This window comes from Neobacillus canaveralius (genome assembly GCF_047237705.1).
In the GTDB taxonomy this organism is placed as follows: domain Bacteria; phylum Bacillota; class Bacilli; order Bacillales; family Cytobacillaceae; genus Neobacillus; species Neobacillus niacini_K.
Genome location: NZ_JBDFLL010000001.1, coordinates 3,541,263 through 3,554,802, shown reverse-complemented (window position 1 = coordinate 3,554,802; position 13,540 = coordinate 3,541,263). Strand labels below are relative to the sequence as shown.

Sequence of the window (13,540 nt, the reverse complement as noted above, 5' to 3'; positions counted from 1 at the left end):
ATAAAAATATCAAGAAACCATTCGCTTAGTTACGAATGGTTTCTAATTATGATGAAATTATTTTTTTATAAATATTATGGATAATGTCTCCTCTGCTTAGCACCCCAATCACACGACCAGCTCCATTAACAACAGGGAGTTTTTTGAAATGATGCCGCGATAATAAACGGATTGCCTTATCAAACTCTTCTTCAGGTGAAACGTAGAGAAGATTTCTTTTGGTCATAATATCTTTTACAGGTGTGTCCAATTTTTCTTGTATTACATCCTTGATTTCTTCTGCCTCAATTATATAAACCAGACCAGCAATACCAGCGATACCCAGAGGTTTTGGAGCTAGGTAGCGTAAAACATCTCCATCAGATATCATACCTACCAAATGATCTTTTTCATTAACAACTGGAACACCGCCAATACGATTTGAATTGAGTATCCGTAACAATTCCTTGACCGTATTGGAAGGTCTCACAGTAAAAACCTTTGTAATCATGAAGTCTCTTACCTGCATCGTAGGTCCCTCTTTTCATGGTGTAATCGCATACATCTTTATTTACTACTAGCTTAACACAAATAAAACGCTGTTCTCTAATAAAATAATATGTCGATTTTGCGTCCTCAGGTATAAGTTTCGGATATAAAAACGTGGAATTGTCAAGTATTACTATTTTTCTTTTTGAACAGTATAATCAGTGATGGGAGTTGAGAAAATGAATTCAAAAGATATCGCAAATATCCGGAAGCAATTTAAGTTAAACAATAATCTCATGCAAATACGAGAGATTTTAAATGTTTATGTTCAGAAAGAATCAGGTGAAATCTATCATTCCGTCATTTCACCCTTTGAATTGTTAGACCAAGAGTCACAAGAATTATTTTTAATTAATTTCAAAAAGGTTTTAACGGGACAACTCGATGCAAAACTATTCGAACTGAAATTTAAACGGGATGTGGAAGACAGCACCCAAATCATACTCTTCGATGGATTACAGGCAGCAACGACCGATGATTGGATCGATCAAATGCATCAAATCGTTAGTAAGATGTTTGCTCATACTGTTTATGAGTTTGATACAGTCGTGACGTTCATACGAGGTGAGTATCGAAAAGCGACTAAGAAACGAGACCAGGAATCCGAAGAAGGTGGGGATGATGAAGTTTATTCAAACCAGTTTATCCTCTGCAGTCTGAATAAAACGGATCAGCCGAAAAGAGCCTTGGTGTTCGATTATGTTGAAAGAGAATTTAGATCTAATAACGCATTTGATCCAATCATTAATTTAGCTTCTCCGATGTCAGGCTTTTTGTTTCCTGCTTTTAATGACAATGCTGCCGACGTGAACCATATTCTATATTGTGCAGGTAAAGCGAATCAACCGGATGAGACATTTATGGAAGAGGTACTCAATTGCGAGGAAATTATTACAGCATTAGAAGAAAAGGATAGCTTCGAAATCATCCTTAATAAAGTAATCGGTGACAAAGTAGAATCCCAGGTCATTTCGAATGTCTATGAGGAAATTGATAGGGTGGTTCAAGAGAGCAAAGAAAATGAAGAAAGTGAAGCTCCGATGTTGGATTCCCGGGATATCGAACGCATATTAAAGGTCAGCGGAGTGGAAAATGTGGATACGGCAAAAGTCGAACATGCTTTCAAAGCCATCTTGGATGATGAAAAACATGAACTTAAAGCAAGCAGTGTACTTCCTAAAACAATAAAAATTGAAACAAAGGTTGCAAATCTATCACTAAGCCCGAAGGACCTGAAACATGTAAAATATATTATGTTCCAAGGAAAAAGGTGCTTAATGCTGGAAATTGAAGATGATGTAGTCGTGGAAGGATTCACATTAGAATCAGAAATAATCTAAAGGGTTATGTGACAGGTAAGTTGGTTCTCTACTAAAAAAGTAGGAACCAACTTTTTTGTTTTGACATCGCTCAACTTGTTAGCTGTATTGCTGATTTGATATCATTTGTATAGGTGATTAAGATGGAAGAACTGATAAGCAAGTGTTGGCAAATTAATAAAGCGTTTGAAATAGGTGTACAAGCTCTAGATAATGAAATGAAGACGATTATACAAATTGCGGATGATAATGAACCCTTGATGGTGATTGAATCCCGAAAAAGAATGTTAATGGAGATTCAAAAAGAGTTAGTACAAGCAAATAAAGATAGTTTTTGTTATCAAACCGATCCTTTTCAATTATCATATTTGGCAGTACCTATAAACGAGGATGACGGGTATGCGGGTATGGTTGTTGTTGGTCCATTTTTGAATGAACGGGTTACTGATCATATGATCTGGAACGTAATAAAGGAAAACAATCTTGAGAATAACTGGTTAAAACAATTAGATACCTATTATAAATCATTACCATTATTAGCAAACTCCTACTTAGCAATCGGCGATTTGTTAGTCAATATCGTTATTCATCCACATGTAAAAGCTCAAATCATCTCCTCTAAAAACAGTGGTAAGCAGTATCGCCTTGATGTGGAGCCTGAAGACTATGACCAGAGTGGAATCGAAATAAAACAAAGATACGATGCAGAAAAGAAACTATTGCACTTTATTGAAAACGGAGATAAAGAAAATGCAATGAAAGCGATGCTTGATCATCATATAGGTGATTTTTTATATCGAGTGCCAGGTAATCCATTACGAGCAAGAAAAAATATTACCTTTTCAGGTAATACCATGTATAGAATCGCTGCTGGAAACGGCGGTGTTGAACCACAATATTTACATGCTATTTCGGAAAAATTCGCGCTGAAAATTGAGTCAGCAGTGACAATGTCCGAATTAAATACGATTGACGTTAGTATGATAGATGAATATTGTCATGCGGTAAAAAATTTCGCTATCAACGGGTATAGTCCAGTTGTAAAAAAAGCGTTAATGTATATAAATCTCCATTTTAATGAATCGATAAATTTGCAAACTGTTGCAGATTTAATAGGATTTAATCGAACGTATCTCGCGAAAAAATTTAAATCAGAAATGAATCTTTCAGTGGTTGATTACATCCAGAGAAAGCGTATTGACGAAGCAAAATTTTTAATTGATCTAGGTCGGTTATCGACAACAGAAATTGGATTACAGGTCGGTTTTAGTAGTTATAATTATTTTTGTAAAGTATTTAAAGAAATAACAGGAATGACAGCCTCCGAGTATAAACGCAACAAAATAGTAGAAAAAGAGGCACATGCATAAGGCATTGCCTCTTTACAATTTTAGAAATGAGATTATTTCTTTAAACATGGCTGTGTTAAAGGAGACTGTTGATTTTAGAACCTGTTGATTGGAGCGGAAGGCGCTTGACTCCTGCGGGATGAACGAGCTGAGTGAGACCCCACAGGTCGGAACGACCGACCGAGGAGGCTCACGGGCGAGCCCGCGGAAAGCATAGCGCCTGGAGCGCAAATCAACAGCCTGGGTTAACACAGCCCAACAATAAAAATTTATTTTTACGATAGTTGCAATTTTATACAAAAGACAACAATATTGGGTGTGGATGCTTCGTCAAATTGTTAATATTAACAATAGGAGATTTAAACAAGTTTAGGAGGCATTACATTGGAAAGTAACCAGAAACAACCCAAATTAGAAGCGAGAGTTAAAAATATCATCGAAGTCGATGGATTAAAATTTAAAGATTTAAATAATAGCGGAAAACTAGAACCTTATAAAGATTGGCGTTTAACCCCAAAAGAACGGGCTGAGAACCTAGTCTCCTTGATGAATAACAATGAAAAAATCGGTATGATGCTGATTAATACGCGTAAAATGGGTCTTTCTCAAGAAGATAAGAGTAAGACAAGTCATGATGGAGTACTTGATGAAGCAATCGTTGAAAAAGGTGAAAACATCTTTGCGGTTGCAAAAATATATGGAACTACTCACACAATTGAAAATATGCATTTACGACACTTTATTCATAGAGACAACCATAGTCCAGCACAAATGGCAGAGTGGATCAATAAAATGAATGAAATAGCGGAGGGAACTCGTCTTGGTATTCCTTGCTTAATTGCATCCAATTCACGAAATGAAAATGGTGAATCCATTTTTGGTATGAACGACGCAGTTGGGATTTTTTCAACATGGCCAGGAACTTTAGGGCTTGCTGCAGCAGCAATGGGAGATATCAAAAATGGCGGCGATGCATCACTAATTAGCGAATTTGCTAAAATTGCGCACGATGAGTGGGATGCGACGGGAATCAGAAAAGGTTATATGTATATGGCGGATACCGCTACCGATCCTAGATGGCAGCGTACGTATGGTACATTTGGGGAAGATGCGGAATTTATTTCAGATGCTATTGGACGTATCATAGACGGATTCCAAGGTAAGGAGTTAGGGAAAGATAGTATTGCCATGACAACTAAGCATTTCCCTGGCGGAGGTGCAAGGGAAAATGGATTTGATCCTCACTATGCAGAAGGAAAATGGAATCTGTACCCAACTCCAGGAAGTTTAGAAAAATATCACTTACCGCCATTTAGAGCAGCGGTTGAACATGGAACTTCTTCCATAATGCCATATTATTCAATACCAAGTATCAGTAAGAGTGTGGTTCAAGAATTCGAGGGAGAAGATATTCCATTCGAAGAGGTCGGCTTTACGTTTAATCATTATTTCTTACAACGTATCCTTCGTGAAGGACTAGGGTTTAAAGGTTACATCAATAGTGATAGCGGTATCACAAATAAGATGAGCTGGGGCGTAGAAGATAAGAGTGAGGCTGAACGTTTTGCCAAAGCAATCAATGCTGGAACAGATCTTGTCGCCGATACCAACGATATTGAAAACCTGAAAATTGCCATCGAAAAAGGTTGGATTAGTGAAAAGCGTATTAATGAAGCAAATGTACGTCTTCTTACAGAAATGTTTACATTAGGATTATTTGATGATCGTACCTATGTTTCACCTGAAAATGCGACTGAAGTGGTTGGTACTCCAGCTCACTGGGAAGCGGCATACGAAGCACACAAGAAATCCGTAACGGTTCTTAAAAATTCAAATGAGACATTGCCATTAACTGCTGAAAAGCTTACGAATAAGAAGGTATATGTAGAAGTCTTCCATAAGGATCAAAAACTTGCAGCTACTTATACGGACCAAGCTAGGAAAGAATGTAAGGAATTTGGAATTTTCACTTTAACGGAGAACCATGAGGAAGCAGAAGTAGCGATTTTGTTCCTGCAGCCAAAATCCGGATCTTATTTCAATGCGACACCTGGACTTTTAGAACTTGAATTATGCGAGAATAAAACAATAAAAGCTTTAGATGGCTCGGAGTATCAAGAAACAACTTTGAGTGAAATAGATCGCCTCAAAGAAGTGTGTAATGATATTCATAATCGTGGTGGTAAGGTTGTAATCAGTGTAAATGTGACATTGCCATGGATACTTGGAAATGCTGAACCGTTTGCAGATGCATTGATTGCGGGATATGATACCTTCTTTAAGCCTCAATTTGAGGTAATCGCTGGTCAGTTCCAGCCAGTCGGCGTCCTGCCGTTATCATTGCCAGCTAGTGAAGAGGTAATTGCTGTCGATGAAAATGGTGATTGTGTGTCACCAAATGATGTACCAGGCTATGACAAGGACAAATATATGTCTGAAGGACTTTCATATGCATATAAAGACAGTGATGGAAATGTCTATAAACTTGGTCATGGATTAACTTACTAATAATTGATTTACTTAAGCTAAGGTGAATGCCTTAGCTTTTTTGTTGATAAAGAAAATTAGGTAATATGGACTACCAGTCAATACATATATTTGGGAGGGAAGTGTATAGTTAAGGAGGGACAACATGGCAAATCCGATTGTTGCTCGGTCATTAGACGAAATTCAATTTTGGTCTCGGATTATGAAAGAGCATTCATTATTTTTAAGTCTTGGTTTCACGTATGAACAAAAACAATTAATTGAGGAAGCACAGCAGTTTTATGCTTTATTTGAGAGGATCGAGGAGAAGTTATCCAGATTTACGGTGAATTCGGATCTGCGTCAAGTTCAAGCTTTTAATACTGAGGTATATCAAGCAGCAGCAGCTATATATGCGTATAAAAGGAAGATATTAGATTTAACGCTTCGCTGTCAAATAAGGCACAACAATTTCCCTTTATTAGTTGACCATATTAGCAGAGAAGCTGCTTATTTTGCAAATCGGTTAAAAGAATTAAATGAAGGAATATTAGCCCCGACACCAGATACGGTTATTCAAGAAAATGTATTTTTCTTAAAAATTATGGCTGACCACGCAAAGTTTATCGGACACCTTTTAGATCCTTCAGAAAGAAAATTAGTAGACCAGGCGAGAGAGTTTAGTAATGATTTTGACAAATTATTGTTCCAGGCAGTTGATTTAGATTATATGGCGCCTCAATCTAAAACCAAACCATTGCTCGGTCAAATGTTAAATCAAAATAAAGTATCCGTTGCTTCATTAAGGGATTTCAAGAAAACAGCAAGAGACTTAATAGAAGAATGTCGGATTAAGAGCAATATACATCCTCTCTTAGCTGACCATACATTTAGGGAAGCTTCAAGATTCATAGAAATCATAGAAATGTTTGAGGCTAGTCTCAGTGGAACGTAAATAAACTAAGACCTTCCACCAAAATTGGTGGAAGGTCTATTTTCATTTCTTAAGCCTCTTTTGTCTTTCTTTCATAATCGATTAGTTGGCCGACAAATGAAATTTCTTTAATGGTTACCAACAGTTCCCCGGTTGGGATTTTTATGGATACCTTATCACCGAGATTCTTAAAAAGCAGCTGCCTGCCTACTGGAGATAAAAAGGAAATATAGCCCAAATCCGGATCCGACTGTTCTGGGTAACAAATAACATAATCCTCTGTTTCATTTTCCTCATCGTACAATACCGTAACCTTTGTCCCGATCAACACTTTGGGAAAAAATGAAATGATTTCATTTCGTTTATTTGTTTTTAATAAGTCCTCAACTTCTAATACATATAAATTAAAAAAGTGTTTTAATCGTTCTTGTATAGGAGTGGAAGAAAGATAGAGATTGGTTAACTCCTTGATGTTTTCGTCTATATAACTCAACTGTTGAACGTAGTAATCCTTAGTTAGGTGTAGACTATGGTTCATAGTAGATAACCCCCAAACTTGGATTGAACTTTTTGCAAAACTTCATTGATTGTTTCATTTATAACTCCTCCTAAATATAAAAAATAAACCTTCCTTACAGAAAATAAGATAACTCACCGTAAAAGTGGCGTTATCAGAATTCCTGTACAGTAAAGAGGACGATGCCCTTTACCTATTGGAAGATATTAGTTCTATTTTACCATATATCAACAGAAATAGCATGATTAGCAATTATTGTTGAGAAGTGTTTATAAGGTGCAAATACAATAAAAAACAGTCCCTTTAAAGAGACTGTTTGTAGGATAAAGTTTGGTTTTAGAAAGTACCTCACTTTTTAAAGTGACACCGCCAAACTTTCTTGAAAATGAGTAAACCAAAAATAATGACAACGAGGAAGCCGATTAACGAAATTAAGATGTTAAAAATATTGGCAAGTGCGCCTAGTGTAAGGATAATAAGGAATTTAGTAATAACACCTAAAGTCGCAAGCAGCAACCATACTAAACCTGTTAAAAATCCAAGGAAAAGTCCCAAAATGCCACAGGAAGAATGACCATTACTCATGAAATTCACCCCCTCACTATGGTAGTTCAATATCATCATATGCCGAGGGGTAGAGCCTGTTCTACAAATCCAGCAAAAGGGGCGGAAATGGGCGACGGAGACCATATTGACAGACCTCAAAAGCCACGGTGACAAAGGCACGGTGACACAAAGGCACGGTGACAGGCACCGCTCGTGGACACTGTCCACCTCAGGCGGACAGTAGGTTTTTATTGTAATTATGAAATTGAAGATTAAATATCTAAGTTTGATTTGGGAATTCTAAAGGTTATGGAGGGATATGTAATGACTAATAAAGTAGAGATAGTTAAATTAACGAGTGCTGAGATATCAGCGCTATGGACAGCCAATATAAATATCAGCGTAGTATTTTGCATGGTGACTCACTTTATAGAAACCTGTACGGATCCGGAGATTCTAACACTGTTAGAAGAAGCAAAGTATTTAGCTGAAACACATAAAAAACAGATTGAACAGCTATTTTTAAAGGAGAAAATCGTTGTACCGGAAGGTTTCAAGGTTGAGAAACATGTGATCCCAAATGCAGCCAAACTTTTTTCTGATCTCTATTACATACAGTGTATCCTTCAAATGAGCAAATTTGGTCTTGCTTCGCATACTGCGGGTTTAACCGTTTCCGCGAGGGAAGATGTGCGAAGGTTATTTAATACTCTTATGGATGATGTGGCTCAGTTATACAATAAAGTAGTAAGTAAAATGCAGGAAAAAGGGATTTATGTGAGAATGCCATACATGAATTATCCTTCAGAAATTGATTTTGTGAACAAAGAAAATTTTCTGACAGGCTGGCTTGGACGCAGGCGTCCGTTATTAGGGATTGAGGCCACGCATTTATTGATTAATGCCATCCAAAATGAAATGGGGATGCAACTGTGTACTGCATTTTCACAAGTAATACAGGATCGTGAACTGCGTGAATATTTCCATCGAGGAAAGAACTTGTGCAAACATATCTTAAGCTCCATTCATGATGTATTACAGGAAAGTGAAGTGCCCGCCGCCAATTCATGGGATCATGGTGTTACCGAATCGACTGTAGCTCCGTTTTCGGAACAATTAATGCTTTATGTGATAGGAATACTTTCAAATCTGGGAATGGCAGCATATGGTGCTGGTTTAGCAACTACGATGCGCAGGGATATCAGTGCCATGTATGCTAATTTTCTAACCAAAACAGGAGCTTTTGGGGAAGATGGAATGAATTTGATGATTGAAAGAAAATGGTTCGAGCAGCCTCCTCAATTTGAAGCATCGAAATGAAAAATAAACCTGAGAAAAGAGCAGTTGGCTACTGCTCTTTTCTTGTATCATTCGAGAACGGTCTGTAAAATATTTATCAATCACACAGACTGAGGTATGTAAATGAAGAGATATAAATTAATGAAAGATTTCAAAGGAATCTATAAAAAAGGAACTACTTTCTTTCTTATATCAGAATCAGAATTTATTGGGGTAAAAGAGTTTGTTTTACAAACCAGGAACTTAGACGGCAAAATCATTCTTTCTGAAAAAGAATTAAAGAACCACTTTAGGCAAATTTATTAATTCAATAGTGATAAAATAAGGAAAACTATGAAAAAAATCATGAAACAAGTTGTTACTTGTTAGAAGATTGTGCAAAATAGAGTATGTAGCAGCATATATCCAATCAAATTACTAATTAGCGGTAACGGTAGTTGTAAAAAACGAGAGGGGTAAATGAAATGATAAAAGTGGTTGCAAAAGCCAAATTGAAACAAGGTGTATCGGTAGAGGAATATCTGATTCAAGCTAGAGAATTAGTGGCAGAAACCAGAAAAGAAGAAGGATGTATTACCTATGCTCTTCATCAGGATATCAATGATCCATCAATCGTCACTATGCTAGAAGAATGGGTAAATGAAGAGGCCTTAGCTCAACATAATAAAACCGATCATGTGAAAAGAATTGTACCAGGGCTTAGAGAACTACGAGAAAGTACCGAAATTAACATTTATAGAGAAGTAGAATAGAAACGTAGCAGAGCGGGGGAAATATCATGAAGTTGGATAAAGTTCGTTGGGGCATCATTGGCTGTGGGGATGTAACGGAAGTAAAAAGCGGCCCGGCATTCCAAAAAATCAATCACTCTGAGCTGGTTGCTGTCATGCGTAGAACAGGAAAGCTTGCGAAAGACTATGCGGAACGCCATCATGTTCCCAAATGGTATGACGATGCAGACCAACTCATTAACGATCCAGATGTAAATGCTATATATATTGCAACACCTCCTGGCTCTCATATGGAATATACCCTAAAAGCAGCTAAAGCAGGGAAGGCTGTTTATGTAGAGAAGCCAATGGCACGCAATTACAGCGAGTGCCAAGAAATGATGACAGCATGCGAAAACGCAGGAGTCCCTTTATATGTGGCATATTATCGCAGAGCACAACCTCGATTTTTAAAAGTAAAAGAGTTGTTAGAAAATGGTGCTATCGGCGAGGTTCGGTTCGTATCTGCCACACAGTATCAAAAAGATTTTGAAGCGGGGAAGGAACCTGAACAGCTCTCTTGGCGTGTTCAACCTGAATTGGCTGGCGGAGGACTCTTTTTTGACTTAGCCAGTCATACGCTCGATTTATTGGACTTTTTGCTGGGACCGATTACGTCTGTCCAAGGATTTGCTTCCAATCAAGCAGGTTATTACGGTGCTGAAGATATTGTTTCCAGTACATATTTGTTTGAATCTGGCATTCATGGTGTAGGGAAATGGTGTTTTACTGCCTTTGAAAATGAGGATATAAATGAAATCATAGGCAGCAAAGGGAAGATTACCTTCTCCACCTTTGGGAACGAACCGATACGATTGACTACAGAACAGGGTACAGAAGAGTGGAGTTTCGAACGGCCACAGCATGTTCATCAACCCCTGGTTGAAACCATTGTATCTGATCTAACCACTGAAAATAGCGGGTGTCCTAGCACCGGAATGTCTGGTGCCAGAACCAACTGGGTCATGGGTGAAATGGTGAAGAACTATTACCTTTAATTAATGCTTACAAAAAAGTAACCATTCTAACAAAGAATGGTTACTTTTTTAAACTATTAAACTAATATAAGTCTTAAGGCTCCGATTATGGCAAAGCCAAGAATTAGTGTTTGGAAGGCTTTTTGCGGGATAAGAGGCACCACTTTAATTCCAATCACAGCACCTATTAAAATAGTAGGAATCAACCACATATTAAAGGTAATGGAATCAAAGGTAATTAATCCTAAACTGATATAAAACGGTATCTTAATCAAATTCACGAACATGAAAAACCATGCCCCTGTTCCAACAAACTCTTTTTTCGGTAAGCCTTTCATCAATAAATAGATCGCCATTACGCCGCCTGCTGCATTTCCAATCATTGTTGTAAATCCTGCTAAGATTCCCATAGAGAGGGTAAACCATAAAGACTTTGGCAGAGCCTCCGTAAATTTTTCTCCAAATCGTTCACGACTGATATGCAAAATAATGAGTGCCAATACGATAACACCAATCAGTGGTTTTAACTGATCGCTGTTTATTTGATTAAGGACAAAATATCCGAAAGCGATTCCAATCAATACCCAAGGAATCAATGAAATGAGATATTTCCAAACTACGCTTCGACGATAAAAAATGACTGCAAAAAGGTCTCCGACGACCAACATTGGCAACAATATTCCTATGGATTCTTTTGCAGGAAATACGTACATAAGAATCGTGGCAACAAGAATACCCATGCTGGATACTCCGGTTTTTGTAAAACCAATAAACACCGTGCTCAAAATAACGATAAACCATTCAATGTAGGATAAGTCAAAAATGATAAATCACCTCAATTTTTTAATAATTCTCTATATTATTTTAAAGCAGAAAAGGATTATTTTCTATGTTTAGTTTTGGGATTTCACATGTATCATGATAAAGTAGTTCAATAGAATAAAACAGTATATAGAGAGGAGTTCCCACATGAAGAAGATTGATGAGTACTTTGAAACAGCGATGGAAGCCTGGAGTATGATGCAAAAGACTTCTGATGATGAAGGGGCAGAATGGGCAGAAAGATTTGAACGCTACTTTTATGAATTTATTGATGAATTAAAGAAATGGTGGGCGACACTTGACCCAAAGCCAAAAGATATAGAAGAGGCTGAGGAGTTACCAGAAATAAAAAAATGGATGGAACAAATTCCAGCTCCTGTTCAACTAAATTTTCTCACAGAACTAGAGGATATTGTGGATGGAGTAGATACAGTGAGGTTCGATTAACCAGTTGGCAAAAAAAGGAAAACTCCCTGAATATCGAGAGTTTTCCATTTTTATAAATTTATTTGCGATTAAACGTAACTAGTTCTTTTTGAATTTACTGCCTTTACTCTTTGAACGAAGCTTTGTCATCAAATCATCCACTTTTTCCTGTTCTGTCTGAGTAGTTTGCTCGTCCAATTTAATCAATGAAATTTTGTCATTTTCGATACTCATTTCGAAATAGGAGTTTTTCTTGCTTCCTTCCGGTAAGTCCTCGACTGGAATAACAAATTCTTTTTTGATTTCCTCTACTAAAATAACAGCAAATTGATTGTCTTCGATTCTGTCTAGGTAACCCTTAATCATCCTAACCTCCTGTGCAAGCAAGTCCTTGCGATTTTATATCTGCGATCCTTGCTGGTCCAATTCCTTTAATTCTGCCTAAATCATCTACTGAGGAAAAAGGCCTTAAGTTGATTAAATCCTGGGCACGGGCAGGCCCAATGTGCATGATTTCCTGCAGCTGCTCGATGGATGCCGTATTTATGTCGATACAATTGCCAGCAATCGGAGCAGTTTCCACTTTAGCCTCATCGTTAGGTGTGCTTCCGCTGCTCGAGGGTGTAATCGTCCCATCCTTTTTCGTCAATATTTTATAATCTTTTCCGGCTGTTTCTACAATGATGGTGCCGTGAACATCTGTCCCATAAAGCTGGATTTTAGAATTTTGAATAAGATTTACCACTTCTTCATGTGGATGACCATATGTATTGTTCAAACCGGCACTGTATATCGCCACAGCTGGCTGCACTTCCCGTAAAAAACTGGGGTGCGTCGATGTAGAAGACCCATGATGACCAAGTTTCAGAATGTCAGCTTTAACATCGATACCACTTTGAAGCATTTTTAACTCAGCGTCCGTAGTCGCGTCTCCTGTTAAAATAAACCTAACGTCACCATAGGTTAATTTTAACGAAATCGATTCTTCATTATCCTGTTCACTTATTGTTTTTGGATATATGACATCAATTTGGAGCGGACCTACTTCAAACTGATCTCCCATTCTCGGTTCATAATAGTCAACTTTTTTCGCATCGATCGCTTTTAACAGACTTTGGAACGTTTGAGAGGGATTTGTGTTCCCTGATAACCAGACCTCACCCACATTGAAGTTGTTAATGACCTGATCTAACTGCCCAATATGATCGGCGTCTGGATGTGTTCCAACCGCAATATCAATTTGTGATACCTTCTGTGACCTTAGATATTGGATGACTTCATCACCAGTCCAGTTGCCAGCGTCAATGAGTATTGTAAAGTCCTCACCACCTTCAGAAAACTGAAACAAAGTTGCATCACCTTGACCGACATCAATGAAGTGAGCCTTAAGTCCGGTTAAATCAGAACGTACTGCTTTATCTTCTTCAGGTGTTTCATCTTTTTGCGTAGGAACTGACTTTTCTACGATGTTTTCTTTCCGTTCTGCTATATCCTTGGATTGGTGCAGTTCTTGGCCACAGCCGCTTATGAGAAAAATCAAAATGAAACTATATAGAGCAAAAAGGTAATGTTTCTGCATTCAATTCC

At 37.6% G+C, this 13,540-nt stretch carries 15 protein-coding genes; 9 read left to right on the top strand and 6 right to left on the bottom strand.

Annotated features, from left to right (window positions below; all coding sequences use genetic code 11):
• Positions 1–46: 46 nt before the first annotated feature.
• Entirely contained in the window at positions 47–508 is a 462-nt protein-coding gene (locus ABC255_RS17825; protein ID WP_412995554.1) for a CBS domain-containing protein, read from the bottom strand.
• Positions 509–707: 199 nt separating this feature from the next.
• Between ABC255_RS17825 and ABC255_RS17820 the strand changes: the two genes are divergently transcribed.
• The 4 genes from ABC255_RS17820 (at position 708) to ABC255_RS17805 (ending at position 6,617) form a co-directional block, all read left to right on the top strand.
• Complete coding sequence (locus tag ABC255_RS17820; protein WP_412995552.1) at positions 708–1,868, top strand: DUF4317 domain-containing protein; 1,161 nt, start codon at positions 708–710, stop codon at positions 1,866–1,868.
• 122 nt (positions 1,869–1,990) lie between these two features.
• Entirely contained in the window at positions 1,991–3,217 is a 1,227-nt protein-coding gene (locus ABC255_RS17815) for a helix-turn-helix domain-containing protein (RefSeq protein WP_412995550.1), read from the top strand.
• Between the two features lie 363 nt (positions 3,218–3,580).
• Complete coding sequence (locus ABC255_RS17810) at positions 3,581–5,704, top strand: glycoside hydrolase family 3 protein (protein ID WP_412995548.1); 2,124 nt, start codon at positions 3,581–3,583, stop codon at positions 5,702–5,704.
• Between the two features lie 124 nt (positions 5,705–5,828).
• Entirely contained in the window at positions 5,829–6,617 is a 789-nt protein-coding gene (locus ABC255_RS17805) for a DUF2935 domain-containing protein (RefSeq protein WP_412995547.1), read from the top strand.
• Between the two features lie 49 nt (positions 6,618–6,666).
• Here the strand turns inward: ABC255_RS17805 and ABC255_RS17800 are convergent, their stop codons facing one another.
• Together ABC255_RS17800 and ABC255_RS17795 are read right to left on the bottom strand one after the other, a co-directional pair.
• The gene (locus ABC255_RS17800; RefSeq protein WP_412995545.1) at positions 6,667–7,134 is read right to left on the bottom strand and encodes a GreA/GreB family elongation factor; all 468 of its coding nucleotides are present in this window, start codon (positions 7,132–7,134) and stop codon (positions 6,667–6,669) included.
• Between the two features lie 327 nt (positions 7,135–7,461).
• On the bottom strand, positions 7,462–7,698 hold the full coding sequence (locus ABC255_RS17795; RefSeq protein WP_412995544.1) for an ABC transporter: 237 nt from the start codon (positions 7,696–7,698) through the stop codon (positions 7,462–7,464).
• A gap of 285 nt (positions 7,699–7,983) precedes the next feature.
• Between ABC255_RS17795 and ABC255_RS17790 the strand changes: the two genes are divergently transcribed.
• From ABC255_RS17790 to ABC255_RS17775, 4 genes are all read left to right on the top strand, one after another.
• Entirely contained in the window at positions 7,984–8,979 is a 996-nt protein-coding gene (locus ABC255_RS17790) for a DUF3231 family protein (protein WP_412995542.1), read from the top strand.
• 102 nt (positions 8,980–9,081) lie between these two features.
• A complete protein-coding gene (locus ABC255_RS17785; protein ID WP_412995541.1) occupies positions 9,082–9,264 on the top strand; it encodes a hypothetical protein in 183 nt (60 codons plus the stop codon).
• Positions 9,265–9,422: 158 nt separating this feature from the next.
• Positions 9,423–9,710, top strand: coding sequence for a putative quinol monooxygenase (locus ABC255_RS17780; RefSeq protein WP_412995539.1), 288 nt, complete (start codon positions 9,423–9,425; stop codon positions 9,708–9,710).
• Positions 9,711–9,736: 26 nt separating this feature from the next.
• Positions 9,737–10,726 (top strand): Gfo/Idh/MocA family protein, encoded by a 990-nt coding sequence (locus ABC255_RS17775; RefSeq protein ID WP_412995537.1) that lies wholly within the window; start codon positions 9,737–9,739, stop codon positions 10,724–10,726.
• A gap of 56 nt (positions 10,727–10,782) precedes the next feature.
• On the opposite strand, the gene ABC255_RS17770 is transcribed toward ABC255_RS17775, so the two are convergent.
• A complete protein-coding gene (locus ABC255_RS17770) occupies positions 10,783–11,481 on the bottom strand; it encodes a sulfite exporter TauE/SafE family protein (protein ID WP_412995535.1) in 699 nt (232 codons plus the stop codon).
• A gap of 193 nt (positions 11,482–11,674) precedes the next feature.
• Between ABC255_RS17770 and ABC255_RS17765 the strand changes: the two genes are divergently transcribed.
• Positions 11,675–11,974, top strand: coding sequence for a hypothetical protein (locus tag ABC255_RS17765; protein WP_335533272.1), 300 nt, complete (start codon positions 11,675–11,677; stop codon positions 11,972–11,974).
• Positions 11,975–12,052: 78 nt separating this feature from the next.
• Here the strand turns inward: ABC255_RS17765 and ABC255_RS17760 are convergent, their stop codons facing one another.
• Both ABC255_RS17760 and ABC255_RS17755 read right to left on the bottom strand, forming a co-directional pair.
• Positions 12,053–12,319: a DUF3006 domain-containing protein gene (locus tag ABC255_RS17760; RefSeq protein ID WP_412995533.1), complete on the bottom strand. Its 267-nt coding sequence runs from the start codon at positions 12,317–12,319 to the stop codon at positions 12,053–12,055.
• A 1-nt stretch (position 12,320) separates the two neighbouring features.
• The gene (locus ABC255_RS17755) at positions 12,321–13,532 is read right to left on the bottom strand and encodes an MBL fold metallo-hydrolase (protein WP_412995531.1); all 1,212 of its coding nucleotides are present in this window, start codon (positions 13,530–13,532) and stop codon (positions 12,321–12,323) included.
• Between the last annotated feature and the right edge of the window lie 8 nt (positions 13,533–13,540).

Bases quoted from the DNA above. Each gene is read 5' to 3' on its own strand.
- ABC255_RS17825 (WP_412995554.1), bottom strand. From the start codon at position 508: ATGCAGGTAAGAGACTTCATGATTACAAAGGTTTTTACTGTGAGACCT.
- ABC255_RS17820 (WP_412995552.1), top strand. From the start codon at position 708: ATGAATTCAAAAGATATCGCAAATATCCGGAAGCAATTTAAGTTAAAC.
- ABC255_RS17815 (WP_412995550.1), top strand. From the start codon at position 1,991: ATGGAAGAACTGATAAGCAAGTGTTGGCAAATTAATAAAGCGTTTGAA.
- ABC255_RS17805 (WP_412995547.1), top strand. From the start codon at position 5,829: ATGGCAAATCCGATTGTTGCTCGGTCATTAGACGAAATTCAATTTTGG.
- ABC255_RS17800 (WP_412995545.1), bottom strand. From the start codon at position 7,134: ATGAACCATAGTCTACACCTAACTAAGGATTACTACGTTCAACAGTTG.
- ABC255_RS17795 (WP_412995544.1), bottom strand. From the start codon at position 7,698: ATGAGTAATGGTCATTCTTCCTGTGGCATTTTGGGACTTTTCCTTGGA.
- ABC255_RS17790 (WP_412995542.1), top strand. From the start codon at position 7,984: ATGACTAATAAAGTAGAGATAGTTAAATTAACGAGTGCTGAGATATCA.
- ABC255_RS17785 (WP_412995541.1), top strand. From the start codon at position 9,082: ATGAAGAGATATAAATTAATGAAAGATTTCAAAGGAATCTATAAAAAA.
- ABC255_RS17780 (WP_412995539.1), top strand. From the start codon at position 9,423: ATGATAAAAGTGGTTGCAAAAGCCAAATTGAAACAAGGTGTATCGGTA.
- ABC255_RS17775 (WP_412995537.1), top strand. From the start codon at position 9,737: ATGAAGTTGGATAAAGTTCGTTGGGGCATCATTGGCTGTGGGGATGTA.
- ABC255_RS17765 (WP_335533272.1), top strand. From the start codon at position 11,675: ATGAAGAAGATTGATGAGTACTTTGAAACAGCGATGGAAGCCTGGAGT.
- ABC255_RS17760 (WP_412995533.1), bottom strand. From the start codon at position 12,319: ATGATTAAGGGTTACCTAGACAGAATCGAAGACAATCAATTTGCTGTT.
- ABC255_RS17755 (WP_412995531.1), bottom strand. From the start codon at position 13,532: ATGCAGAAACATTACCTTTTTGCTCTATATAGTTTCATTTTGATTTTT.